Annotated in this window: 24 protein-coding genes; 20 read left to right on the forward strand and 4 right to left on the reverse strand. The window is 66.0% G+C overall.

Annotation, left to right across the window (positions count from 1 at the left end; translation table 11 throughout):
- Position 1 precedes the first annotated feature (1 nt).
- From prmC to ARTB_RS14885, 3 genes are read left to right on the forward strand one after another with little or no spacing between them, the layout of a single operon-like run.
- Positions 2 to 931 (forward strand): peptide chain release factor N(5)-glutamine methyltransferase, encoded by a 930-nt coding sequence (gene prmC, locus ARTB_RS14875; RefSeq protein ID WP_243181253.1) that lies wholly within the window; start codon positions 2 to 4, stop codon positions 929 to 931.
- On the forward strand, positions 928 to 1,683 hold the full coding sequence (locus ARTB_RS14880) for an L-threonylcarbamoyladenylate synthase (protein WP_243181254.1): 756 nt from the start codon (positions 928 to 930) through the stop codon (positions 1,681 to 1,683). Before prmC ends, ARTB_RS14880 begins: the two co-directional genes overlap by 4 nt.
- The gene (locus ARTB_RS14885) at positions 1,680 to 2,447 is read left to right on the forward strand and encodes a WecB/TagA/CpsF family glycosyltransferase (RefSeq protein ID WP_243181255.1); all 768 of its coding nucleotides are present in this window, start codon (positions 1,680 to 1,682) and stop codon (positions 2,445 to 2,447) included. Before ARTB_RS14880 ends, ARTB_RS14885 begins: the two co-directional genes overlap by 4 nt.
- Before the next feature lie 32 nt (positions 2,448 to 2,479).
- On the opposite strand, the gene ARTB_RS14890 is transcribed toward ARTB_RS14885, so the two are convergent.
- Positions 2,480 to 3,376 (reverse strand): glycosyltransferase, encoded by an 897-nt coding sequence (locus ARTB_RS14890; RefSeq protein WP_243181256.1) that lies wholly within the window; start codon positions 3,374 to 3,376, stop codon positions 2,480 to 2,482.
- A gap of 305 nt (positions 3,377 to 3,681) precedes the next feature.
- Between ARTB_RS14890 and ARTB_RS14895 the strand changes: the two genes are divergently transcribed.
- The 14 genes from ARTB_RS14895 (at position 3,682) to ARTB_RS14960 (ending at position 17,425) form a co-directional block, all read left to right on the forward strand.
- Positions 3,682 to 4,806: an MraY family glycosyltransferase gene (locus ARTB_RS14895; RefSeq protein ID WP_243181323.1), complete on the forward strand. Its 1,125-nt coding sequence runs from the start codon at positions 3,682 to 3,684 to the stop codon at positions 4,804 to 4,806.
- A 128-nt stretch (positions 4,807 to 4,934) separates the two neighbouring features.
- Positions 4,935 to 5,420 (forward strand): hypothetical protein, encoded by a 486-nt coding sequence (locus tag ARTB_RS14900; RefSeq protein WP_243181257.1) that lies wholly within the window; start codon positions 4,935 to 4,937, stop codon positions 5,418 to 5,420.
- Positions 5,413 to 5,775: a hypothetical protein gene (locus ARTB_RS14905; RefSeq protein WP_243181258.1), complete on the forward strand. Its 363-nt coding sequence runs from the start codon at positions 5,413 to 5,415 to the stop codon at positions 5,773 to 5,775. Before ARTB_RS14900 ends, ARTB_RS14905 begins: the two co-directional genes overlap by 8 nt.
- Positions 5,776 to 5,866: 91 nt before the next feature.
- The gene (gene atpB, locus ARTB_RS14910) at positions 5,867 to 6,667 is read left to right on the forward strand and encodes a F0F1 ATP synthase subunit A (protein WP_028276068.1); all 801 of its coding nucleotides are present in this window, start codon (positions 5,867 to 5,869) and stop codon (positions 6,665 to 6,667) included.
- A 112-nt stretch (positions 6,668 to 6,779) separates the two neighbouring features.
- Positions 6,780 to 6,998 carry an ATP synthase F0 subunit C gene (atpE, locus tag ARTB_RS14915; RefSeq protein ID WP_028276067.1) on the forward strand — a complete coding sequence of 73 codons (219 nt, stop codon included), beginning with the start codon at positions 6,780 to 6,782 and terminating at the stop codon, positions 6,996 to 6,998.
- A 48-nt stretch (positions 6,999 to 7,046) separates the two neighbouring features.
- Entirely contained in the window at positions 7,047 to 7,598 is a 552-nt protein-coding gene (locus tag ARTB_RS14920) for a F0F1 ATP synthase subunit B (RefSeq protein ID WP_028276066.1), read from the forward strand.
- The gene (locus ARTB_RS14925) at positions 7,598 to 8,425 is read left to right on the forward strand and encodes a F0F1 ATP synthase subunit delta (protein WP_223916019.1); all 828 of its coding nucleotides are present in this window, start codon (positions 7,598 to 7,600) and stop codon (positions 8,423 to 8,425) included. Before ARTB_RS14920 ends, ARTB_RS14925 begins: the two co-directional genes overlap by 1 nt.
- 83 nt (positions 8,426 to 8,508) lie before the next feature.
- Positions 8,509 to 10,146 (forward strand): F0F1 ATP synthase subunit alpha, encoded by a 1,638-nt coding sequence (gene atpA, locus ARTB_RS14930; RefSeq protein ID WP_243181324.1) that lies wholly within the window; start codon positions 8,509 to 8,511, stop codon positions 10,144 to 10,146.
- Between the two features lie 76 nt (positions 10,147 to 10,222).
- Entirely contained in the window at positions 10,223 to 11,116 is an 894-nt protein-coding gene (locus ARTB_RS14935; RefSeq protein WP_028276063.1) for a F0F1 ATP synthase subunit gamma, read from the forward strand.
- A gap of 81 nt (positions 11,117 to 11,197) precedes the next feature.
- Positions 11,198 to 12,652, forward strand: a complete 1,455-nt coding sequence (atpD, locus tag ARTB_RS14940; RefSeq protein ID WP_243181259.1) for a F0F1 ATP synthase subunit beta — start codon at positions 11,198 to 11,200, stop codon at positions 12,650 to 12,652.
- Between the two features lies 1 nt (position 12,653).
- The gene (locus ARTB_RS14945; RefSeq protein WP_018775711.1) at positions 12,654 to 12,938 is read left to right on the forward strand and encodes a F0F1 ATP synthase subunit epsilon; all 285 of its coding nucleotides are present in this window, start codon (positions 12,654 to 12,656) and stop codon (positions 12,936 to 12,938) included.
- A gap of 10 nt (positions 12,939 to 12,948) precedes the next feature.
- Positions 12,949 to 13,380, forward strand: a complete 432-nt coding sequence (locus ARTB_RS14950) for a DUF2550 domain-containing protein (protein WP_028276062.1) — start codon at positions 12,949 to 12,951, stop codon at positions 13,378 to 13,380.
- Positions 13,381 to 13,385: 5 nt separating this feature from the next.
- Positions 13,386 to 14,810 carry an alpha/beta hydrolase gene (locus ARTB_RS14955; RefSeq protein WP_243181260.1) on the forward strand — a complete coding sequence of 475 codons (1,425 nt, stop codon included), beginning with the start codon at positions 13,386 to 13,388 and terminating at the stop codon, positions 14,808 to 14,810.
- A complete protein-coding gene (locus tag ARTB_RS14960; protein WP_243181261.1) occupies positions 14,807 to 17,425 on the forward strand; it encodes a bifunctional lysylphosphatidylglycerol flippase/synthetase MprF in 2,619 nt (872 codons plus the stop codon). Before ARTB_RS14955 ends, ARTB_RS14960 begins: the two co-directional genes overlap by 4 nt.
- 179 nt (positions 17,426 to 17,604) lie before the next feature.
- Here ARTB_RS14960 and ARTB_RS14965 read toward each other — a convergent pair whose 3' ends face one another.
- Positions 17,605 to 17,808 carry a cold-shock protein gene (locus tag ARTB_RS14965; RefSeq protein WP_011692441.1) on the reverse strand — a complete coding sequence of 68 codons (204 nt, stop codon included), beginning with the start codon at positions 17,806 to 17,808 and terminating at the stop codon, positions 17,605 to 17,607.
- A gap of 288 nt (positions 17,809 to 18,096) precedes the next feature.
- Entirely contained in the window at positions 18,097 to 18,792 is a 696-nt protein-coding gene (gene nucS, locus ARTB_RS14970; RefSeq protein WP_026266819.1) for an endonuclease NucS, read from the reverse strand.
- 81 nt (positions 18,793 to 18,873) lie between these two features.
- On the opposite strand from nucS, the gene ARTB_RS14975 reads away from it, so the two are divergent.
- Positions 18,874 to 19,245: a hypothetical protein gene (locus ARTB_RS14975; RefSeq protein ID WP_028276058.1), complete on the forward strand. Its 372-nt coding sequence runs from the start codon at positions 18,874 to 18,876 to the stop codon at positions 19,243 to 19,245.
- Positions 19,246 to 19,255: 10 nt separating this feature from the next.
- Complete coding sequence (locus ARTB_RS14980; protein WP_243181262.1) at positions 19,256 to 20,065, forward strand: alpha/beta hydrolase; 810 nt, start codon at positions 19,256 to 19,258, stop codon at positions 20,063 to 20,065.
- A gap of 106 nt (positions 20,066 to 20,171) precedes the next feature.
- Here the strand turns inward: ARTB_RS14980 and ARTB_RS14985 are convergent, their stop codons facing one another.
- The gene (locus tag ARTB_RS14985; RefSeq protein ID WP_439954134.1) at positions 20,172 to 21,488 is read right to left on the reverse strand and encodes an AI-2E family transporter; all 1,317 of its coding nucleotides are present in this window, start codon (positions 21,486 to 21,488) and stop codon (positions 20,172 to 20,174) included.
- Between the two features lie 193 nt (positions 21,489 to 21,681).
- Here ARTB_RS14985 and ARTB_RS14990 point away from each other — a divergent pair, with 193 nt between their 5' ends.
- Positions 21,682 to 23,583, forward strand: coding sequence for a hypothetical protein (locus ARTB_RS14990; RefSeq protein WP_439954135.1), 1,902 nt, complete (start codon positions 21,682 to 21,684; stop codon positions 23,581 to 23,583).
- Positions 23,584 to 23,622 lie beyond the last annotated feature (39 nt).

Here is a 23,622-nt window from a genome sequence, read left to right on the forward strand (position 1 = left end):
GATGACTGCAGGTGATGGTCCGAGCCTCGCGGAGGCCGTCAGCGAGGCGACGGCGGTCCTCGCGGAGGCCGGCGTGCCCAGCCCGCGCGTGGACGCCGAGCTCCTGGCCGAGCACCTGCTCGGCGTCGGACTGGGCCGGCTGCGCGCGCTGATGCTCGGGGACTCGCCGGCGCCGGAAGGCTACGCTGACCTCGTCGCCGAACGGGCGCAGCGGATCCCTCTGCAGCACATAACGGGCGTGGCGCACTTCCGCTACCTCGAACTCGCCGTCGGTCCCGGTGTGTTCATCCCGCGGCCGGAGACCGAATCCGTGGTGCAGCTGGTCCTGGACTGGCTTAGCGACAGGAAACGGCTGCACGGCCTGGCACACCCCAAGGTCGTGGACCTGGGCACCGGGTCCGGTGCCATTGCAGGCTCGATCGCCCATGAGGTTCCCGGCGCGGAAGTCCACGCGGTCGAGTTCAGCGAATTCGCGCACGCGTGGGCGGAGAAAAACTTGGCTCCCCTGGGCGTCCACCTCATCCGTGGCGACCTGCGCGATGCGCTGGCCGAACACAACGGCACGTTCGACGTCGTCGTCTCCAACCCGCCCTACATCCCCGCCGAAGCGATCCCGAACGAACCCGAAGTGGCGCTGCACGACCCGCCTGAGGCGCTCTACGGCGGGGGAGCGGACGGGATGGAACTTCCGACGGCGGCGGCCGCCTCGGCCGCCCGCCTGCTGGTCCCCGGCGGCTACTTCGTGATGGAGCACGCCGAGGTCCAGTCGGAATGGATCGCCGCGATGCTCAACCGCACCGGCGTGTTCGCCGAGGTGACAACGCACCGTGACCTCAACGGCAAGGACCGCGCCACCAGCGCCGTCCTGGCACCGTCAGGGCCGACGCCTGCGAATAATCGTGTGACAAGTGATGAAAGAATAGGCCAGTGACGACTAGCTACGATTGCACGGCGGCCGAGCAGCGCGCTGCTGGACTTGAGCACGCCCAGCGGGCCATCCGGGAGAACAAGTGCGTGGTCTTTCCCACGGACACGGTCTACGGGATTGCCGCCGACGCCTTTTCACCCCTTGCCGTGACCCTGCTGCTCGCCTCCAAGGGCCGGAGCCGGAAGATGCCGCCGCCCGTGCTGATCCCGAGGCTGAACGCCCTCGATGGCCTGGCCACGGACGTTCCGGCCGAGGCGCGGCGGCTGGCCGAGGCGTTCTGGCCCGGCGGCCTGACCCTGATCCTGCATGCCCAGCCGTCGTTGGACTGGGATCTCGGCGAGACCAAAGGCACGGTCGCCCTGCGGATCCCGGCCGACGAGATCGCCCAGGACCTGCTGACGCTTACCGGACCCCTCGCGGTGTCCTCCGCGAACCGCACCGGGCAGGCCGCAGCGCAGACCGCCGCGGACGCCGAAGCCCAGCTGGCGGAATCCGTGGAGGTCTACCTGGAGGGCGGACCCCGGCCCGCAGACGGCGCCGACGCCCTCGCCTCGACCATCGTCGACGCGACGGCGCTGCCCTTGCGCGTCGTCCGGCAGGGAGCCATCAGCCTCGACCGCCTGCGCGGCGTGGTGCCCGGCGTCCTGGACATCGACGGCAACGCCGCCGATGCTCCGGATGCTCCGGATGCTCCGGAGCCCGCTGCGGAGCCCGCTGCGGAGTCCGCCGCTGCGCCGGAGCCCGGTTCCGCATGACGCTGGAGCGTCAGCGCGTCCCTTTCCTCGACGTCGAAGCGACCCCCGTGACGGTGTCCGAGCTGACCGCGGTCCTCAGCACCTTCATGGCCGAGGGCGTGACCAGGATCGTGGTGGGGCACAACCTGCACAGCGTGACGCTGCTGCACTCCGATCCTGCCTTCCGTTCGTTCTACGAGCGCAGCGACGTGGTCCTGATCGACGGCGCACCGGTGCTCTGGCTCTGGGCGAAGACCGGCGAAGAAGACGACGGCAGGGAACCGGTGATGGACTACCGGCTGGGGTCGACCGACTGGATTCCCGCGCTCGGCAATGTCGCGGGACTGGAGCGCATTGCGGTCATCGGTGCAGGTGCCGTGGCCAACGCCGGCGCCGTGGCCAAGCTGCGGGAGATCGTCCCCGGGGGGCGGGTCGACGGCATGCCTGGCGAAGGCTGGAACAAGGAAGTTGAGGAAGCCGCGGTCGAATGGCTGAACCGGCTGCGCCCCCAACTTGTGCTGCTGGGCCTCGGGATGCCGCTGCAGGAGCAGGTCATGGCCCGCCGGCTTGCCGCGCTTCCGCCTGCGGTCTACTGCACCGTCGGCGGCGCCATCGAACAGATTGCCGGTGTGCAGAAACTGGCGCCGCGCTGGATCGGCCGGCTCGGACTCGAATGGGCCTGGCGGCTCATGCTCCACCCGCAGCGGGTGGCCTACCGGGTGTTCGGCGAACCCTGGGTGCTGCTGGGCCTGCTGCTCCGACGGCGCCTGCGCCGGCAGCCCTAGGCTGCCGGCGGGGCTGCCAGCGGGGGAGCACGTCAGAACTTCTGGTCCTCCAGCGGGCCGAAGCCCTTGCCGCGGAGCCCGGCGGAAAAGGCGCGGAACCAGTCAGCGAGCCCGCGGAAATCGCCGCTGCGCAGGAAGTAGCCGAGGTAGCCGCCCACATCCGCGATGAAGGACTTGACCCGGAAGTGGCGGCGGATCATGTACCCGCGGTTCCGGTAGTAGAAGTAGCGCTTGAAGGCGGAATCCGGAACGATCACGTGCCACCGCGCACCGAAGACGTGCTTGGTTTCAGCGAAGGCGTGCGGGTGCGTGATGGCGGCGGTGGTCACCGTGCCGAAGCGGATCCCGGCCTTCCTGAGCCTGAGCGTGAAGTCCACCTCGTCGCCACGGATGAAAAGGCGCATGTCCGGCAGGCCGACTTTGAAGAAGACATCGGAACGGATCAGGGCGCCGTTGAAGAAGTGCCCGTCGTCGGGCAGGAATCCGACCTTTTCCACCTCCGCGCGCTCATGCGTGACCTTGCCGCCCAGCCGGAAGAAAAAGGACAGCTGGTCCGGGTGGCCGGGGGCCACCACGAGGGGCACGACGGCGTCCAGATCACGTTCCTGGGCCTCACGGAGCAACGTGGCAAGGCAGTCGGGATCTGCCGGTTCGGCGTCGTCGTCCATCATCCAGATCCAGTCAGCCCCGCTGGCCACGGCCTTGAGGATGGCCAACGAGAATCCGCCGGCGCCGCCAAGGTTTGCCTCGGACCGGACATAGTCCACGTTGGCGTGCTGGCCGGCAACGTCCGTCGACGGCACGGTGCCACTGTCGACGAGGCAAATGGACTGCACTGGAGCGGTCTGGTTGTTGATGGCGTCCATCAGGACCGCCAGCTCCCTGGGACGGTCAAACGTCACGGCAGCGACTGCAACCGAGGGGGTCATCGCGGGGTCCTTTCAGCACGACCGTCAGTGGTTTTCCCGCCGGCAGAGGGCCGTGTGACGCGAAGACAGGTGGCCGTTGGCATTAGTATCTTGACTAGAGTCCACTGTAATACAGCCCTGTCAGGCACTACGCACTGCCTGCCCTGCGCACGGCGACGGAGAAGTTTCATTTTTCGAAAGACAGTTCCACCGCAATCGAATCCACCCCATTTCCGCAGCTCACCGGCGCGTCCGGTGCTGCCGGACGTGCCGGCGTGCGGTGCCTGTGCTGACGGTACTGACGGCGTTTGGCTGGTGGTCGTCCCGTGATCATGTACCTGCTCATGATGCTGACGGCAGCGATTGTGACCTACGCGGCGACATGGGGTGCCCGGCTCGCGGGCAACAAGCTGGAGCTGTATTCCCCGATCCGCAGCCGCGACATGCATTCCACCCCGATCTCCCGGCTCGGCGGCCTCGGCATCTTCGCGGGCGTGCTGGTTGCCCTGGTCACGGCGAGCAATTCGTTTTTCGTCAAGGACATCTTCCGGAACAACACGGCGCCATGGGGAATCCTGGCCGGGGCCGCCGTGATCGTCGTTGTCGGCGTGGCGGACGACCTGCTGGATCTGCGGTGGTGGGTCAAGCTGATCGGCCAAAGCGCCGCGGCACTGGTCGTGGCCACCTGGGGGGTCCGGATGACGATCATCCCGTTCATTCCCGAGCCGATCGTGATCCAGAACGAGGCCGTGAGCATTGTGCTGACGGCCGGGCTGATCGTCACCACCATGAATGCGTTCAATTTCATCGACGGACTGGACGGGCTCGCCGCGGGCGTGGCGATCATCGGCGGGGCGGCGTTCTTCCTCACGGCCTACTGGGTCCACCGCACGGCCGTCCTGCTGGACCGTTCGGACCTCGCCACCCTGCTGACCGCCGTCGTGGTCGGCAGTTGCGTCGGCTTCCTGCCGCATAACTGGTTCCCCTCCAAAATCTTTATGGGCGATTCCGGGGCCATGCTGATTGGCCTGCTGATGGCCTCGGCCGGCGTCGTCTCGACCGGCCAGATCAGCTCGGGCCTCTACGACCGGGCCAACGGCATCCCCACGATCATCCCGATCCTGTTGCCGTTCGCGGTGCTGTTCCTGCCGCTGCTGGACCTGTGCCTGGCCGTGGTGCGGCGGACAGCGCTGGGCCGGTCGCCGTGGTCGGCGGACCGCGGACACCTGCACCACAAACTCCTGGACATCGGATACTCGCACCGCGGCGCCGTCGTGCTGATGTACTTGTGGACCTGCATCCTTGCCTTCGGCGGCCTCGCTTTCGCGATCTTCCCCTGGCACATAGTCCTCGCCATCGATCTGGCCGCCGCGGCAATCATGGCCGTGGCGACTGCCTGGCCGTACCTGCGCCAGCGCGGGCCGCGGCAGATGGCCCGCACTCCCGAATAGCCTGACCGGCATGCCCGGGAACCGGCTCCGACGCGCTTTTCCGAATAATTTCTATCTAATGTAGAATTCAGGGGCGGTACTTCGCCGCCTGCCTTGACCAGCAATACGCCAGCGACGATTGGGATCTGATGACCTCCAACGCCGAACCGGAACCCGCTTCCGGCAACGGACCCGTTGGCGTCTCCGGCCCCACAAAATCCCTTTGGCTCAGGCTGCTGGCAATCAGTTCCGCGGCCTCCGCCGCAGCACTGGTGTTGACCGGCACAGCCGCCTACATCTTTAACGGCGCCGTGGGGTTCTGGTCCGCACTGTTCGGGGGCGCGCTGGTGATGGCCTTCTTTGCCATCAGCCTCGCGGTGGGCCACTTCGTCGGCCGCAACAACCCCTCCGGAGCGATCGGAGTGTTCGTCGCGACGTACTTCGTCAAGGTTGTCGGCTTCGCCGTGGTCCTCTTCGTCATCGGCGCCCCGGCCTGGCTGCACGACCGCTGGTTCCTGATCGGCGCCGTCGTCACCGTCGTGTTGTGGCAGGCAGCCGAAATTTACGGTTTCAGCAAGGCCAGGCTTCAGATTTACAACGATCCCGAAACGCGAAAAGGCGGCACCGATGTTTAGCCGCAAATCCGGCCGCAGGCCAGTTGGCGGACCACGTACCGGACCAGAAAACCAGCCAGCCAAATCACCCAAAACTACGCCCGGTGCCCCCGGTGTATCGACCGACGGAAGCGACGGCGGATACAACGCCGGAATCGCCGTCTTCAGCTACATTGTTGGCGGAATCATCGTCTGGAGTTTGATAGGGTGGGGACTGGATAATCTGTGGGGAACCCGCTGGATTGTGCTCGCAGGCGCTCTGCTTGGAGCTGCGGGAGGGTTCTATCTTTCTCATATGCACGGCCTCACCAGTAACAGAATTTCTGCTGGTGACGGCAATGCTGCACGTGGCCCGTCCCAGGACGAGGAACAGTAATGCCAAATAATTTTACAGGGGGAGAGGCGGGCACCAATGTCGCCGGTCCCCGCCCAACGCCCAATGATGGACACTGCAGAGAGGAAACGCGTTGATCGCGCTTGCGCTCCCGGCCCAAGATTCAGGAACCTTCACGCCTCCTGGAATTGAAGAACTTCACCTGCCGGCTATCATCCCCTGGGGTGCGGCCGAAGGATTTTCCAAGCAGATGCTGCTGGTAATCCTGTCGGTTGTCATTATCGCTACATTTTTTGTGATCGCTGCGCGGAAGCAGCAGCTGGTTCCCGGCAAGTTGCAGTTCGCAGGCGAGGCTGCCTACAGCTTCGTCCGCAACGGCATCGCCAAGGACATTATCGGCGGCCGGGACTTCATGAAGTATGTCCCGCTGCTGTTCAGCCTGTTCTTCTTCATCCTCGTGAACAACATCTACGGTGCAATCCCGCTGATCCAGCTTCCGACCTTCTCCCATGTCGGCGGAGCCTACGTGATGGCGGCGATCGTGTATGTCACCTGGATCGCCATCGGTATCAAGAGGAACGGCCTGAAGTACTTCAAGCTGGCAACAGTTCCTTCCGGTGTGCCGTTCTACATTCTCCCGATCGTCGTCCCGATCGAGATCATCTCCAACTTCCTGGTCCGCCCGGTCACGCACAGCCTCCGTCTGTTCGCCACCATGCTGGCCGGCCACTTGATCGTGATGATCTCCGGTGCGGGCATCGAATTCCTCGTGATGCAGGAAAACGTCCTCCTCAAGGGCGCGTCCGTACTCGTCCTTGGCGGTGCGATCGCCATGTACATGCTCGAAGCGCTGATCATGGTGCTGCAGGCCTACGTTTTCACGCTGCTGACCGCGATCTACATCGAAGGCGCGCTCCACGCCGACAGCCACTAGGCCCAGCGCCAGACGGCAGAAGGCCAGACGGCACAACATAGTCTTCCCCTCTAGGGGATGAAGCAAACCAAACAACCTGCCACATGGGTGGCATCTTGAAAGGAACAAAAAAATGGAAGGCTCCATCAACGGCTCCCTCAACCTCGTCGGCTACGGCCTCTCCGCCATCGGCGGTGGTATCGGTGTGGGTCTCGTGTTCGCTGCCTACATCAACGGCGTGGCACGTCAGCCGGAAGCCCAGCGCGTCCTGCAGCCGATCGCATTCCTCGGCCTCGCGCTGACTGAAGCCCTCGCCATCCTCGGCCTGGTCTTCGCGTTCGTTCTCAAGTAAACAGAACAACCGAACATCCAGAACCGAGTAGATAAGGACGGGTGAAATATGAATCAAGCGATCATCTCAGCCGCCACCGAAGGCGGTACTAACCCCCTCGTTCCCAATCCTTGGGAAATGCTTGTCGTCTTCGCCGGCTTTGCGCTCCTCATGTTCATCGTGGTCAAGTACGTTGTCCCGATGTTCGAGAAGACCTTCGCAGAGCGGGCCGAAGCCATCGAGGGTGGCATCGCCAAGGCCGAAAAGGCCCAGGCCGAGGCCTCCGCAGCACTCGAAGAGTACAAGCAGCAGCTCACGGAAGCCCGCACCGAAGCCAACCGCATCCGCGAGGAAGCACGCGCCGAAGGTGCCCAGATCCTTGCAGAGCTGAAGGAGAAGGCGGCTGCCGAGTCTGCCCGCATCACCGCGCAGGCCCACACGCAGATCGAATCCGAGCGCCAGGCGGCCGTTGTGTCGCTCCGCGCGGAGGTCGGCACGCTGGCCACGACTCTGGCGAGCCGCATCGTCGGCGAGGCACTGAGCGACGATGCACGGTCGGCCCGAGTGGTGGACCGCTTCCTGGCAGATCTGGAGAACCAGAACGCGGGTGTAGCTAAGTAATGGCAGGTGTATCGAGCGAATCGCTGGCCGCTGCGCTGGCGGCACTGGAGGCCAAGCTTCCCACCGCGTCGCTGCAGTTGGCAAAGGAACTCTTCGGAATCCTGGGAACCGTGGACAGCTCAGCCGGCTTGCGCCGTGCTTTGACTGACCCGTCCCGCAGCGGTGACGAAAAGTCGGCGCTGGTCAAGCAGCTCTTCGGCGGGAAAGTATCCGCTGACGCTGTTGAAATCGCAGCCGGACTGGCCAGCTCCCGCTGGGCATCGGCACGGGATATCGGCGATGCACTCGAGACTCTTGCCGCTTCGGTGGTCATCGCTGTTGCCGAGAACAAGTCGGCCGTCTCTGCCTCCGGGCTCAGCGGACTGGAATCGCTGGAGAACGATCTGTTCTCCTTCAACCAGGCCGTCGAGTCCAGCCACGAGGTCCAGCGTGCTCTGTCCGAGCCGCAGGCCAGCCCGGCCGCCAAGGTGTCCCTCGCCGACAAGCTCGTACCCGGTGCGAGCGAGGAAGCGAAAGTCCTGATCGGGCAGGCCGTCACGGCTCCGCGCGGTCTTAAGGTCACCAGGCTGGTCCGCCGTTTCGCCGAGCTTGCCGCCAAGCGCCAGCAGCGCTGGATTGCAACGGTCGACGTCACCCGTCCGCTGACGGAAACGCAGATCAGCCGCCTGCAGGCGGGGCTGAACGCCCTTTACGGGCGCGAGCTCAAGATCAACATGAACGTTGACCCGGCACTGATCGGTGGCATCCGGATCCAGGTAGGTGACGAAGTGGTTGACGCTTCGGTCGCCGGCCGCCTGGGCCAGCTCCAGCGTCAGCTTGCCGGCTAGCCGGACAAGCACAACCTAACGACAAGAAACCCCGGTCATCGTGAGCAACGATGATCACGAAAACAGGAGAGCAGGGACTGCAGATGGCCGAATTGACCATCAACGCCGACGACGTCCGTAATGCGTTGAACGAGTTCGCGGCGTCCTACGAACCCGGAAACGCAGAGCGCGTAGAGGTCGGCCGTGTAACAACCGCAGGTGACGGCATCGCCCGTGTTGAGGGCCTTCCCTCGGTCATGGCGAACGAGCTGCTTCGCTTCGAAGACGGCACGCTGGGCCTGGCCCAGAACCTCGACGTCCGCGAGATCGGCGTCATCATCCTCGGTGACTTCACCGGAATCGAAGAAGGCCAGGAAGTCCACCGCACCGGGCAGGTTCTGTCCGTGCCGGTTGGCGACGCCTTCCTCGGCCGCGTGGTTGACCCGCTGGGCCAGCCCATCGATGACCTCGGCGAGATCAAGGCCGAGACCACCCGTGCTCTGGAACTCCAGGCACCCGGCGTGACCCAGCGTAAGTCGGTCCACGAGCCGATGCAGACCGGGCTCAAGGCTATCGACGCCATGATCCCGATCGGCCGCGGCCAGCGCCAGCTGATCATCGGTGACCGCCAGACCGGCAAGTCCGCCATTGCCATCGACACGATCATCAACCAGAAGGCCAACTGGGCTTCCGGCGACGTGACGAAGCAGGTGCGCTGCATCTACGTGGCGATCGGCCAGAAGGCATCCACGATCGCAGCCGTCCGCCAGACCCTCGAGGACAACGGCGCCCTGGAATACACCACTATCGTGGCTTCCCCGGCGTCCGACCCCGCAGGCTTCAAGTACCTGGCACCGTACGCCGGCTCGGCCATCGGCCAGCACTGGATGTACGGCGGCAAGCACGTCCTCATCGTGTTCGATGACCTGTCCAAGCAGGCCGAGGCCTACCGTGCAGTGTCGCTGCTGCTCCGCCGCCCGCCGGGACGCGAAGCCTACCCGGGCGACGTCTTCTACTTGCACTCCCGTCTGCTGGAGCGTTGTGCCAAGCTCTCCGACGAGCTCGGTGCAGGCTCGATGACCGGTCTGCCGCTGATTGAGACCAAGGCGAACGACGTTTCCGCCTACATCCCGACCAACGTGATCTCCATCACCGATGGCCAGATCTTCCTGCAGTCGGACCTCTTCAACGCCAACCAGCGCCCCGCTGTCGACGTCGGTGTGTCCGTCTCCCGTGTTGGTGGCGCCGCCCAGGTCAAGTCCATGAAGAAGGTCTCCGGCACCTTGAAGCTGGAACTGGCCCAGTACCGCGACATGCAGGCCTTCGCCATGTTTGCCTCGGACCTGGACGCCGCGTCGCGCCAGCAGCTGACCCGCGGTGCACGCCTGATGGAACTGCTCAAGCAGGGCCAGTACTCGCCGTTCCCGGTCGAGAACCAGGTCGTCTCCATCTGGGCCGGCACCAACGGCCACCTGGACGAGGTTCCGGTTGAAGACATCAACCGCTTCGAGACCGAGTTCCTGGAGCACCTCAAGCACAAGTCCTCCATCCTGACGACGCTGGCCCAGACCAACGCCATGGACGATGACACCGCTGAAGCACTGAAGACCGCAATCGTGGACTTCAAGAAGGGCTTCTTCGGCGAGGGAGACAACCTCCTGGTCGGTGCGGGGCACGAGGAGCACGCCCCCATCGGCGAGGATCAGGTCGACCAGGAAAAAATCGTCAAGCAGAAGCGCTAGTTTCGCTGGCAGGGACTGCCGGGACCCGCACGGGTTCCGGCAGTCCCGGCCATCGGGATCTTAGGAAAGGATAAGTATGGGAGCCCAGATCCGGGTCTACCGCCAGAAGATCAGCTCGACGACGTCGATGCGCAAGATCTTCAAGGCGATGGAACTGATCGCTACCTCGCGCATCGGCAAGGCCCGCGCACGCGTAGCAGCTTCACTGCCTTACGCGAACGCGATCACGCGTGCCGTTTCTGCTGTCGCAAGCCAGAGCGAAATCGACCACCCGCTGGTCACCGAGCCGGCGCAGATCCGCCGGGCCGCCGTCCTGGTCATCACCTCGGACCGTGGCCTCGCGGGATCTTACTCGGCGAGTGTCCTCAAGCAGGCCGAAGGCCTCAACGAGCTGCTCCACGGGGAAGGCAAGGAAGTCAAGACGTTCCTGGTCGGCCGCAAGGCGCAGGCGTACTTCGACTTCCGGAACCGTGAATACGCTCGCGTATGGACCGGCAACACGGATGCACCGGAGTTTGCGACCGCGCGCGAAGTCAGTGAAGCACTGCTGGCCGAATTCGCTAACGCCTACGAAGAGGGCGGCGTCGACGAAATCCACGTCGTCTACACCCGCTTCAAGTCGATGGTGACCCAGGAGCCGACGGTCGTCCGTCTGCTGCCGCTCGAGGTTGTCGAAGAGAAAGCCGCGTCCGAATCGGACCTGCTGCCCCTCTACGAATTCGAGCCGGAAACGGAGCAGGTTCTCGATGCCCTGCTGCCGCGCTACATCGAATCACGTATCTTCGCCGCCATGTTGCAGGCAGCAGCTTCCGAGCTCGCAGCCCGCCAGCGTGCGATGAAGTCCGCCGGCGACAACGCGACGGATCTCATCAAGAAGTACACGCGTCTGCGCAACACTGCCCGTCAGGCTGAAATTACGCAGGAGCTTTCCGAAATCGTTGCCGGTGCCGACGCGTTGTCCGCGTCCTAGCCAGCACGAGCCCGGATCCAGCTGTACCTGCACCAAAAGATAAACTTAACCCCACGCCATCTACTGAGTGAAGTGAGAGAGATGACTGCCACTGCTACCGATCACGTAGCCGCAACGTCCGGTGCTACCGGTCGTATTGCACGTGTTATTGGCCCGGTTGTCGACGTCGAATTCCCGGCTGACGCAATCCCCTCGATTTACAACGCACTCACCACCGAGATCACTCTCAACGGTGAGACCCGAACCATCACGTTCGAGGTTGCCCTGCACCTGGGTGACAACCTGATCCGTGCCATCTCCCTCCAGGCCACCGACGGACTTGTCCGCGGTTCCAACGTGGTGGACACCGGTGCCCCGATCTCCGTGCCCGTGGGCGACGGCGTCAAGGGCCACATCTTCAACGTGCTGGGCCAGCCCCTCGACGTTGCCGAGTCCGAACTCCAGATCAGCGAACGCTGGCCTATCCACCGCAAGGCTCCGGCCTTCGCGACCCTGGAAGGCTCCACCGAGATGCTGGAAACCGGCATCAAGGTGATCGACCTCCTCACCCCGTACATCAAGGGTGGCAAGATCGGCCTGTTCGGTGGTGCCGGCGTCGGCAAGACCGTGCTGATCCAGGAAATGATCACCCGTGTTGCCCGCAACTTCGGCGGCACCTCGGTGTTCGCCGGTGTCGGCGAGCGTACCCGTGAAGGTAACGACCTCTGGGTCGAAATGGAAGAGGCCGGCGTCCTCAAGGACACCGCCCTTGTGTTCGGCCAGATGGACGAGCCGCCGGGAACGCGTCTGCGCGTTGCACTGTCCGCCCTGACCATGGCGGAGTACTTCCGCGATGTGCAGAACCAGGACGTGCTGCTCTTCATCGACAACATCTTCCGCTTCACCCAGGCAGGCTCCGAGGTTTCCACCCTCCTCGGCCGCATGCCGTCGGCCGTGGGCTACCAGCCCAACCTGGCTGACGAGATGGGCCTCCTCCAGGAGCGCATCACGTCCACCAAGGGCCACTCCATCACCTCGATGCAGGCCATCTACGTTCCCGCAGATGACTACACCGACCCGGCTCCGGCCACGACCTTCGCACACCTCGACGCGACCACGGAACTTTCCCGTGAAATCGCTTCCCGTGGTCTGTACCCGGCCGTTGACCCGCTGACGTCGACCTCCCGCATCCTGGATCCGCAGTACATCGGCCACGACCACTACAACACGGCCGTCCGCGTCAAGCAGATCCTGCAGAAGAACAAGGAACTTCAGGACATCATCGCCATCCTCGGCGTTGACGAACTCTCTGAAGAAGACAAGATCGTCGTGTCGCGTGCACGGCGCATCCAGCAGTTCCTCTCGCAGAACACCTACACCGCCAAGCAGTTCACCGGCGTCGAGGGCTCCACCGTGTCCATCAAGGACACTGTTGAAGGCTTCACCGCTATCTGCGACGGCGACCTTGACCACGTTGCAGAGCAGGCGTTCTTCAACGTCGGCGGCCTGGACGACGTCGAGCGCCAGTGGGCCAAGATCCAGGAACAGACCAAGTAATATGGCTGAGCTTGAGGTTGAGATTGTCGCAGCGGACCACTTTGTGTGGTCCGGAGCGGCCAAGATGGTCAAGGCCCGCACCAGCGATGGTGAAATCGGAATCCTGCCCGGCCACTCGCCCCTGCTGGCGATTCTGGCCGAAGGTGAGCTGGCAATCGAGCCGGTATCCGGTGACCGCATCGCTGTAGTCGTTGACGGGGGATTCTTCTCTGTCGACAACAACAGGGTGGTCATTGTTGCTGACAACGCCCAAATGGGCGAAGCGGCTACTGCGGGGATCCGCTAGCACGACCTTGATGAACGATATTGGTTTGCCGTTCATCGTCCTGGCAACTGCGTTTGCGTTGCTGGTATTTGCACTGTGCCTTTCGGGGGTGCGCCGCTTCAATCTGCGGCGCGCCCTGGGCACGGTGGACGCCTCCATCTGCACGGCTGGAAACAGCTGGCAGATGGGGGTTTGTCGTTATCAGGACAACGACCTCGAATGGTTCCGCCTGGTCTCACTCAGCGTCCGCCCCAAGCACACCTTCCGGCGTAGCTCACTGGAGCTGCTTGGCCGGCGGAAGCCGACCGAATCCGAGCTCCTCAAGGTCCAGCCCGACGCCGTTATCGTGGAGCTCCGCTACGAGGGCCAGCAGGTCCTGCTGGCCATGCGATTTGATGCCTACACAGGGTTGTCATCCTGGCTTGAGGCCGGACCCGTCATCGGCGTCGGCACCTGGCGCTAGCCCCGGTGGACTACCTCGATGGCCTGAGCCTGGTCGACGGGCCGGTGGTGTGGCTCGTGTGGGCCGCCGCCGCGGCGGGCCTGGCCTACCTCCTGACCCACGTTGCCCTCCGGCACACGGGTTTTGCGCGCACGGGTTTTGGGCGCACCGGCCGCCGCGAGCCCGGCGCGGCCGTGGCCGTCGCGGCTGCCATGACCCTGCTCGCCGCGGCGCTCGTCGCTGCCGTGCACTGGTTCCTGCTCTACGCCGTCAATGTCTTCCCTGCCGAACTGCCGGGGGAAACCCTCGCCTGGTCCGTTGCCGGCGTCTTCGCCCTGCTGCTGTGGTTCATGCGCCTGCTTGGGCTCTGGGGCCGCGGACGGCCCGGCACTAATCCGACCGGCACTAATCCGACCGGCACTAATCCGAGCCGTAGCCGTCGCTGGCGTTCAAGCGCAGCAGCCACGGCGGCTTTCCTGGCCGTCGTCGCTCTGTCCGCCGTCCAGATCAACATTTACTTCGGCCTGAACCACACTGTCGGCGACCTCACCGGAGCGGCCGCAGCCCGGATCCAGCCGCTCGAGGCCGGCCTGACGCGCGCCGCCGGCGCCCCTGCCGCCACCGGGCTCGCCCACTGGCAGGCGCCCGCCCACCTTCCCGACGGCGTCATCCGCAAGGCGGTCATCCCGGGCACCGTCTCCGGCTTCCAGAGCCGGGACGCCTACGTCTATCTCCCTCCGGCCTACCTGGGTTCCCCACGGCCCGCGCTGCCGGTGCTGGTCCTCTTTTCCGGCCAGCCGGGAGGTCCTGCCGACTGGCTGACCGGCGGCGCACTCCGGAGCCGGCTCGACCGGTTCGCCGCGGAGCACGCCGGGGTGACGCCGGTAACGGTGGTGGTCGATCCCAACGGCTCGGCCGCGGGAAACACGCTGTGCATGGACAGCCGGATTGCCCAGGCGGACACCTTCCTGGCGCGGGACGTGCCGGACTGGATCAAGCGCACGCTCGACGTCGACCCGGATCCCCGCCAGTGGGCCGCGGGCGGCTTCTCCTTTGGCGGCACGTGCGCCATGCAGATGGTCACGAGGCATCCGGACGTCTACAGCGCCGCGCTGGCCTTCTCCAGCGAGGAGGAGCCTGCCCTCGCGAAGGTGCGGGCCGAGACCATTGAGGCCTCCTTCGGCGCCGACGCCGCGGCCTTCGACCAGCTGACCCCGCTGCGCGTCATGGCGGAACACCGCTTCGACGGCCACGGCGTGTATTTCGCCGCCGGAGACCGCGACCCGCAGTTCACCGGCCACATGGACGCGCTCTCCGAGGCGGCACGCCGGGCCGGGTTCAGCGTCGAAACACACCGGATCGCCAACGCGGGGCACTCCTGGGACGTGGCATCCGGCGGCCTTCCCGGCGGCCTGGACTTCCTGGCCCGACGCTGGGGGATCGAGCCATGAGCCAGGCCAAGACCGGCAGTAACCGGACCGCGGCGGGCCCGGGCCCGGAGATCCCGCCGCTGCAGGGTGTCTGGCGCCAGGGCCTGCGCCGGACGCTGGCGCACTTCCGTGCCGTACCCTTCACGCTGGCGGTCCTCGCGGCCTTCCTCGGTGTCGGGGCCGTCACGGGCAGCTTCCTGTCTGGCCCGCCCGGCGCCCTCTTGCCCGTAGCGTCCGTCAACGCTTCGGGGCTGAAGGCGGGGCACTGGTGGTCCTTGTTCACCTCGCTGTTCTTCGCCACCAACCTGCTGGCCTACCTGACCGCATCACTGATGATCCTCCTGCTGCTGGGACTCGCTGAACGGCATCTGGGGACCCTGCGGACGGCCGTATTCTTCTTTGTAGGCCAGTTCGCTGCGGTGACGGTGTTCCTGCTGGTCACCCAGCTGGCCCGGTACATTGGCGACGGCTGGCTGGGGCTCATGGTCAACGCCCGGCTGATCGGCCCCTACGCCGCCGTCCTGGCCGTGGCCCTGGCCGCCAGCGGCCTGCTACCCACGCTGTGGCAACGCAGGCTGCGGACCGCCGGCCTGTCCGCGTCCCTGCTGCTGGTGCTCTACGTCGGGCATCCGGAGACAGTGGTTGGGCTCGCCGGTGCCCTTGCCGGCCTGGCCGCGGGCTGGTGGATCCAGGGCGACCGGGGGACCCTGCACCGGCACCGTTCAACCGGACGCGAGACACGCAACCTGCTGGCGCTCACGGTCGCGATCTTCGCGGTGGGGCCGATCCTCACGGCCGCCGTCAGCAGCCCCACCGGGCCCCTGGCCCTGTTGCGCGACGTCGTGCTGAACCCGCTGCCCACACTGGGCCAGCTGGAGGAAAACTGCGGCGGCACGGTGGACGTCAGCTGCCTGGAGGCCGGCCGCGCCGGACTCGCCGGTCCGCTGGGCCTCGCGCTGGCGGTTGTCCCGGTGATCCTGCTGCTGATCTGTGCGGACGGCATGCGGCAGGGCCGCCGCCTGGCCCTGCGGATCGCGATCATCGTCCAGCTCGGCGTGACAGCCCTGGCCGCCGTGTACCTGGCCCTGTTCGCCCGGATTCCGCACTACGCCAGCCAGCCGCACACGGCCGTGATGGGCTCAGGCTTCGTCCGCGTCCTGCCGCTCGTCGCCGTTCCGTTGCTGCTCGTTGTGCTGCTGTGGCTTAACCGCCGGCAGTTCAGGGTGGAGACTGCTCCGCGGGCCAGGCGGACCCTGGGCATCGTGGTCGGGGGCACGTGGCTGGTGCTCGCCGGGGCGTATTCGGTGGCCTGGCTCGCCGCCGGCGGGATGGACCGCGACGGGGGAGTGCTGGGCCTCGCGGCGGAACTCGCCCGGCAGTACCTGCCGCTGCCCATTCCGGGCGCCTACAGCCGGTTGTTCCAGAACCGCAACGCCGTCGAGTCATTTCTGTTCGCCTATGCCGGCATCATCTTCTGGGGGGTGGCCCTGGCGGCGGTCTGGCTGGTGCTGCGGCGGCGGCTGCACGGTACCGGACACAGCACCGACGTCGGCTCCGGGGACCGGGACACGGCGCGTGACCTGATCCGCCAAGGCGGGGACTCACTGTCCTGGATGGCGCTCTGGGAACCGAACAAATACTGGTTTACGCCGGACCGGCGCGGCGGCGTGGCCTATCAGCAGCACGGCAACGTGGCCCTGACGCTGGCGGGCCCGTTCGGATCCGCTGCCCTCCGCGAGGAGACCGCAGCGGGTTTCATGCGCTACTGCGCCGAACACGCCCTGATCCCGTGTTTCTACTCCTGCACCGCCGAACTCTGGCCGATGCTCCGGGCCCGCGGATTCCGCCGCGTGGCCGTGGCCCAGGAAACCAGGCTCGCCGTGCGCGAACTCGAGTTCAAGGGCAAGGAATGGCAAAACGTCCGCACCGCCCTGAACCGTGCCGCGAAGACCGGTGTCCAGGCCGTATGGGGGCGCTACAGCGAATTCCCGGCCCCGCTGCGGACCCAGCTCAGCGAGGTCTCCGAAGAATGGGCGGCGCAAAAGCACGTGCCGGAGATGGGCTTCACGCTCGGCAGCATCGACGAGCTCGACGACGACGAGGTGCTGTGCTGCCTGGCGGTGGACGCCTCCGGACGCGTGCAGGGCGTTACGAGCTGGCTGCCGGTGTACGAGCACGGACAGCTCGTGAGCTGGACCCTGGACTTCATGCGCCGGCGCGGCGACGCGTTCCCTGGTGTCATGGAGTTCCTCATTGCTTCCGCCGTGCTGGAACTCAAGCGCACGGTTGAGGTGATCTCCTTGTCCGGATCGCCGCTGGCGAAGGACCGTGACGGAGACATTGCCGGCGCCAGCGACTCGGGCAGCGACTCCGGCAGCGATTCCGGCGGCAGCGACGCCGGGCCGGAGGGGCTGGCCGGGATCCTGGACGTGGTGGGCAGGGCCCTGGAACCCGTCTACGGCTTCCGCTCGTTGGCGACCTTCAAGTCGCGTTTCAAACCGGACTACCGCACGCTGTACCTCTACTACCAGGATCCGTTGCAATTGCCGGCGATGGGCCGGGCCCTGAGCCGCGCGTACCTTCCCGGGTTGTCCGTCCGGCAAAGTGCCCGGCTGCTGCGCACTTTGGTGCGTTAGGCAGGGCCCTGCGGGTTAGTGCCCGGCGTTAGTGCGGAATTCGGCCGAAGAATGCACCGGGCCAATGCGGACGACCTGAAACACCGCGCCGAAGAATGCACAAAAAAATGATCCCCGGCACTAATGCCGGGGATCATTCCTGGTGCCGGAAATGCCCTAAAGCACTTCCCGGCGGCAGACTAGACCAGCGTTACGCCGGTGGCCTGGGGGCCCTTGGCGCCCTGGCCGATCTCGAACTGAACACGCTGGTTCTCGTCGAGGGTCTTGAAGCCACCGGTCTGGATCTCGGAGTAGTGAACGAAGACATCGCCATCGGAGTCATCCGGGGTGATGAAGCCGAAGCCCTTTTCTGCGTTGAACCACTTGACGGTTCCCTGAGCCATTTGTTTCTCCTCATTGTGGATCTTGAATAAATCCGGCGCACTTCGCACCGGACTTGGTCACTCTGCGAGAAGAACCTTTGGCAACGGAACCGGATTCACGGACCGTGGCGGCAGGAGCTTCACGCTCGCAACATGTCTTGCGAGCATGAAAAACACCTACACAAAGACTCGTATAAGAATTTCATGACACTTGCGTCAGGTCAACGGGCGAACGGAAGAATTGCATAAAAATTGTGCAAAGAACGTCTTAACGCGAATCGCCGCCACGGAAAGCCTGCCGCAGGGTGCTTAAAAGAGCCGGGATTCGCTGTCGTCAACGCCGCGCATGGCGTCGTAGTCCAGGGTCACGCAGTCGATTCCGCGGTCCTTGGCGAGGACCTTGGCCTGCGGCTTGATCTGCTGGGCTGCGAAGATTCCCCGGACAGGGGCCAGCAGCGGGTCCCGGTTCAGCAGTTCCAGGTACCGGGTGAGCTGCTCGACGCCGTCGATGTCCCCCCGGCGCTTGAGCTCAATGGCCACGGTGGCGCCATCCGCGTCCCGGGCAAGGATGTCCACGGGGCCGATCGCGGTGAAGTACTCGCGGCGGATCAGCGAGAACCCGGTGCCCAGCAGTTCGATCTGGGCGGCCAGGAGCCGCTGGAGGTCCGCTTCGACGCCGTCCTTGATCAGGCCGGGGTCCTGGCCCAGTTCGTGGGAGGTATCGTGCAGCTGCTCGTGGATGTTGATGATGAGCCGGTCATCGGTCTTGGCCGACTGGACCGTCCACTGTTCGACGACGCCGACCTCGACGTCGACCTCATCGGGTGTGGAGACCCGCAGGGACGCAGGAGGGCTCATCCAGTTCAGCGGCTTGTAGGACCCGCCGTCGGAATGGACCAGGACCGAACCGTCGGCCTTGACCAGCAGCAGCCTGGTGGCCAGCGGCAGGTGGGCTTTGAGGCGGCCGACGTAATCAACGGAGCAGCGGGCTATGACTAAACGCACCCGGTCAACTCTACCGCCTGCGCGGGCGGCGGCTTGGCGGCCCGGCAACGGGCGGCAGCCGGACTGGGGCAGAATGGAGGCATGCCCCGTTCCAACCGACCCCGCCGCGCCGGTTCTGCGAAGACAGGCTCCGGCAAGGGCACAGCGCCCGGAAAGAGCAAAGCCGCCGGAGCCAAGCACGGACCGGCACCGGAACTTGACCTGGAGCGCGCCCGCTCGGGTTTCGCCCGCCGGGAGAGCGCACCGGACGGCGAATGGATGGTCCGCCCCATCACCGCGGGCCGCGCCGAGAAGACCTACATCTGCCCGGGCTGCTCCACCGCCGTGCTGCCGGGAATCGCCCACCTGGTGGTCTGGTCCGAGGACCATCTCTTTGGCGCCGCCGCGGGTCTCGCCGAGCGGCGCCACTGGCACAGCAACTGCTGGACTTCGCGGAGCTACCGGTATCGCTAAGCTGGTCAGCATGAGCTTTGATCCCGCGTCCTACGTCTTCACCCAGCCCTCTGCTCCCACTGCCATCCGCGCCTCCACGGTCCTGCCGGCCCGCCGCGAGAACGTCGAACTCCGCACGTCGGACGGGCACCGGCTGGTGGGCGAGCTCGCCGTCCCGGAAACCGGCGGAATCAAGGCAACACTCATCACGCTGCACCCGCTGCCGACGCACGGCGGCTTCATGGATTCGCACGTCTACCGCAAGGCCTCCTACCGGCTGCCAGCCCTCGCGGGAATCGCCGTCCTGCGCTTTAACACACGCGGCACCTCATCGCCGCGGGGAACCAGCGGGGGAGCCTTCGAGGAAGGCGTCGGCGAGCGTCTCGACGTCGAGGCCGCGGTGCAGTTCGCCGTGGACCGCGGCCTGCCAAACCGGTGGCTGGTCGGCTGGTCCTTCGGCACCGAGCTGGCCCTGATGTACGGCGCTACCGAGCCCGTCGCCTCGGAAATCGAGGGGGCTGTGCTGCTCTCGCCCCCGCTGCACCGGGCCACGGACGTGCACCTGAAGGAATGGGCCGAGGCCGGCAAGCCGTTGAAGGTCCTGGTCCCCGAGCACGACGACTACCTGCAGCCGGCGGCTGCGGCCGCGAGATTCGCGCTGGTGCCGCAGGCGCAGGTGCTGGGGGTCGACGGCGCCAAGCACCTGTGGGTGGGGGAGAAGTACGCCGGGCGGGTTCTCAACGAAATCGTGGATGAGGTCATCCCCGGCGGCGCCACAGGGCGTGCCGGCACTGTGCTTCCGCAGGAATGGGACGGGCCGGTCGCCACGGCACACGCCTGAGCCGCCAACGGCGCAAAGGAAAAAACCGCACCGAAACAGGACAGCCGCACCGTGGACCACGGTGCGGCTGTCCTGTTTCAGTGCGAAAATCCGCCAGGCGGAACTGTCAGCGGCTGTCCTGGCGCGCGATGAGGATTTCTTTGACCAACAGCATGATGGCCGCCGCGGTGGGAATGGCGATCAGGGCTCCGAGGACGCCCAGCAGGCTGCCGCCGGCGATGACCGAGATGACGGCGACGGCGCCCGGCACCGCCACGGCTTTCTGCATGATGCGCGGTGAGATGAAGTAAGCCTCGAACTGGAGGTAGGCGAAATAGCAGATGGCGAAGACGAGCGCGGTCTGCCAGCCGGCGGTCAGTGCCACGATTGTCACCAGGAACCCGGCAATCATGCCGCCCACCAGCGGGATGAACGCCAGCAGGGCCACCACGAACGCCAGCAGCGTGGCGAACGGTACGCCGATGATCGACATCACAATGAACGCGAACGTGGCGTTCAGCACTGCGACGGCGGCCTGGCCGATCACGTAGTTGCCCACCGAACCGGTGATTTCCTCGGACAGGGCTTCAACCCGGGCCCGGCGCGAGCGCGGCGCGAGCCGGTAGCCCCACTTCTTCATGGCAGGCAGGGCACCGAGGAAGTACAGGCTCAGGACCAGCACGATCAGTGCGCCGAACAGTCCGTTTGCCACGGTGGAGCCGAAGCCCACAACACCGCCGAAGATGCCGCCCATGGCGTCCGGGTTGTTCACGAACTTCTCCAGCTCCTGGCTGATCCGGTCCCGGATGCCGAACTGGCTGTCGACGCTCCGGAAGAATTCCGAGTCAATAAACTCCTGGACCCACTTGGGCGCCTGCTGCACGATTTGCGTCACCTGCTGCACGATCGTGGGGATCAGGGTGGCAAAAAATGCGGCGACTCCGAGTGCCAGGGTGGACACGGACAGGAGGATGCCGGCGGCCCGGGGGACATTCCGGCGTTCGAGCCAGCGCACCACCGGGTCCAGCCCCAGGGTGATGAAGAGCGCCGTGATGATCCACAAGAGCAACTGCGTCGTATTTGACCCGATCCAGTAGACCAAGAGGGCGAAGCCGACGCCGACCGTGCCCATGAAGCCCATATACAGGGGGTGCTGGGCCGACATGCGCGGACCGGGACTGCCGAAGCGGGCATCGGCCGCTGACGTCTCCTCGGCCCCGGCCTCGTGCTCCGGGGGCATCTCGAAGCGGATTCTCGGCTGGGCTCCGGGCAGGGGCTGGCGCAGGCGCCGGGCCGCGGACAGCAGGACATTTGCCGCGGCAATCCGGGGGCGCGAGGTTGTGGGCCGGGGACTGGAAACGGGTTGTTCGGGGCCGGGTTCCTGGCTGTCGGATTCCTGCGCTTCTTCTGGTCCGGCGGAGGACGAATCCGTATGTTCAGTCACTGCGTTAAATGCCCTTAATTACTTGCTGCGCCACACTGGCGGCACTGGTGTGATGATCACCGCAAACACTATCAGCAGGCTTGTCACCAGAGGGGAAAAACGCCCCCGCGGGCACCGCCGCTGGGGGCCGTCCGGGTCCCCGATCTGACTCGCGGGTAACAAAATGGTTACTATTGAAGCTAACTGTCCGCTGATGATAGGTAGTATTTTGCGTTTCAAGACTGCAGTCGCCCTGGTGCTGCTTGGCCTCCTGACACTCCTGGCCGGGATTGGCCAGAAGACGTTCTGGGCTCCCCCGGAGACGATTACGGCCACCGCTCCGACCGGCACCGCCGCGCCGCTGACCGTCTTCGACGAGAAGCTGAAGACTCTGCACCCCGGGACCGTGAAGATTACGGTCAAGGGTGAAGGGGCCTTCCTGCTGGCCGCGGGCCGGCCGGACGACGTCGACGCCTGGGTGGGCAAGACGGCCCACAACACCGTCGCCGGCGTCTCCGAGGACGGCAAGGCGCTGCAGCTGACGCATACCGACGGCGAAGCTACCGCGCCGTCGCCCGCCGGATCGGATCTTTGGGTCACTACCGAGAACGCCACCGGCGAAATGGACTACTCGTGGAACGCGCCGGCCGACGGCGACTGGTCGCTGCTCCTCGCCGCGGACGGCACCAAGCCCGCCCCGGGCTCCATCACGATGACTTTCCCGAACGACACCTCCACGCCGTGGGCCATTCCGTTCATGGTGCTCGGCGGCCTGCTGATCATCGCCGGCGGGGCGCTGCTGGTCCTCAAGCCGAAGTCAGGCAACCGCGACGGCGGCGGCACCGGCGGCGGCACGTTCGCCCGCCGCGCGCAGGCCAAGGCCGCGGCACGCCGCGGGGACGACGGCTCGACGGCAAGCACCCAGGATCCTGCCGCACCCGGCACCCCCGCACCCGGCACCCCCGCACCCGAGACTGCGCCGCAGCCGGCCACGCCGGAGAAAACAGGCCCGGAGAAAGCAGCGGCCGGCCAGAAGAAGGGCTCCGGCACGGTGCGCCGTTCCGGCATCGTGGTGGCGGTGCTGACCGCCGCAGCCGTCGCCGGAACGTCAGTGGCCGCCCAGGCCAGCCAGACGCCCGCGCCGTCGCCCAGTGCCCCGGCCTCCAGTGCTCCCGTCTCCGGCGCCCCGGGCTCCGACGCCGCGACCCCGGGCAGCGAGGGCCAGACCGGCGATGCGCCGGTGCTGCTGGACGCGCAGTTCCGCCGCGTCCTGGAACAGGTTGCCGGTGCCGTCGATGCAGGAGACGCTGCCAAGGACGCCGCCAAGCTGGCGCCGCGGGTGGCCAAGTCCGAACTCCAGGTGCGCACACAGAACTACAAGATCCGCTCGCAGGTCGGTTCCTACGAGGCCCGCATGCCTGTCCGCTCCACCAAGCTGCTGACCACGGTGGTCACCAACAAGCGCAGCTGGCCGCGCTCGGTCATGGCCGTGACGCAGGGCGAGGGCAACGTTGTCCCGCAGCTGCTGACCCTGACCCAGGAGTCCCCGCGGGATAACTACAAGCTGGTCAGCAGCACCCCGCTGCAGCCGGGTGCCACATTCCCGGGAATCGGCCGGGCCGGTACGGAGACGCTGGCGCCCGCGGACAAGACCGGGCTCTCGTACAGCGGCGACGAAGCCCTCGCCGGGCTCGGTGACCGCCTGACCAAGGCCGACTCCACCTTCAAGGACAAGCTCGTCGAAGGCCAGTCCTCCCCTTACATCGCGGACACCCTCGCCTACCAGGCCGACGTCGTCAAATCAGGCGTCAACGGCACCTTCGCCTTCACGCACAAGGCGGCCGCGGACAACACTGTCGTGTTCCGAACCGCTGACGGCGGGGCCTTGGTCCTGGGACGGCTGAACTTCTCGTTCGACGGCACTCCGAAGGCCGACGGGGACAAGCTCACCATCGGCGACGACGCGGCCGCCCTGGCCGGCGGCAAGGAGACCAGCACCGGCATGGTGCTGGACTTCGCAGAGTCCGTGGCTGTCTATGTTCCGCCGGCCGGTTCCAAGGATCCGATGAAGCTCGTGGCCGCCACCCGCGGCCTGGTCGGGGCGTCCTTCAAGTAGCCTTCGCCGGCGGGCATGGTGGCGCCGGGCGGGACTTCA

This window comes from Arthrobacter humicola, from assembly GCF_022803015.1.
Taxonomy (GTDB): domain Bacteria; phylum Actinomycetota; class Actinomycetes; order Actinomycetales; family Micrococcaceae; genus Arthrobacter; species Arthrobacter humicola_A.

Coding starts and splice junctions, on each gene's coding strand:
- prmC (WP_243181253.1), top strand. CDS start 2: ATGACTGCAGGTGATGGTCCGAGCCTCGCGGAGGCCGTCAGCGAGGCG.
- ARTB_RS14885 (WP_243181255.1), top strand. CDS start 1,680: ATGACGCTGGAGCGTCAGCGCGTCCCTTTCCTCGACGTCGAAGCGACC.
- ARTB_RS14890 (WP_243181256.1), bottom strand. CDS start 3,376: ATGACCCCCTCGGTTGCAGTCGCTGCCGTGACGTTTGACCGTCCCAGG.
- ARTB_RS14900 (WP_243181257.1), top strand. CDS start 4,935: ATGACCTCCAACGCCGAACCGGAACCCGCTTCCGGCAACGGACCCGTT.
- ARTB_RS14905 (WP_243181258.1), top strand. CDS start 5,413: ATGTTTAGCCGCAAATCCGGCCGCAGGCCAGTTGGCGGACCACGTACC.
- atpE (WP_028276067.1), top strand. CDS start 6,780: ATGGAAGGCTCCATCAACGGCTCCCTCAACCTCGTCGGCTACGGCCTC.
- ARTB_RS14920 (WP_028276066.1), top strand. CDS start 7,047: ATGAATCAAGCGATCATCTCAGCCGCCACCGAAGGCGGTACTAACCCC.
- ARTB_RS14925 (WP_223916019.1), top strand. CDS start 7,598: ATGGCAGGTGTATCGAGCGAATCGCTGGCCGCTGCGCTGGCGGCACTG.
- atpA (WP_243181324.1), top strand. CDS start 8,509: ATGGCCGAATTGACCATCAACGCCGACGACGTCCGTAATGCGTTGAAC.
- ARTB_RS14935 (WP_028276063.1), top strand. CDS start 10,223: ATGGGAGCCCAGATCCGGGTCTACCGCCAGAAGATCAGCTCGACGACG.
- atpD (WP_243181259.1), top strand. CDS start 11,198: ATGACTGCCACTGCTACCGATCACGTAGCCGCAACGTCCGGTGCTACC.
- ARTB_RS14945 (WP_018775711.1), top strand. CDS start 12,654: ATGGCTGAGCTTGAGGTTGAGATTGTCGCAGCGGACCACTTTGTGTGG.
- ARTB_RS14950 (WP_028276062.1), top strand. CDS start 12,949: ATGAACGATATTGGTTTGCCGTTCATCGTCCTGGCAACTGCGTTTGCG.
- ARTB_RS14960 (WP_243181261.1), top strand. CDS start 14,807: ATGAGCCAGGCCAAGACCGGCAGTAACCGGACCGCGGCGGGCCCGGGC.
- ARTB_RS14965 (WP_011692441.1), bottom strand. CDS start 17,808: ATGGCTCAGGGAACCGTCAAGTGGTTCAACGCAGAAAAGGGCTTCGGC.
- ARTB_RS14975 (WP_028276058.1), top strand. CDS start 18,874: ATGCCCCGTTCCAACCGACCCCGCCGCGCCGGTTCTGCGAAGACAGGC.
- ARTB_RS14980 (WP_243181262.1), top strand. CDS start 19,256: ATGAGCTTTGATCCCGCGTCCTACGTCTTCACCCAGCCCTCTGCTCCC.
- ARTB_RS14990 (WP_439954135.1), top strand. CDS start 21,682: ATGATAGGTAGTATTTTGCGTTTCAAGACTGCAGTCGCCCTGGTGCTG.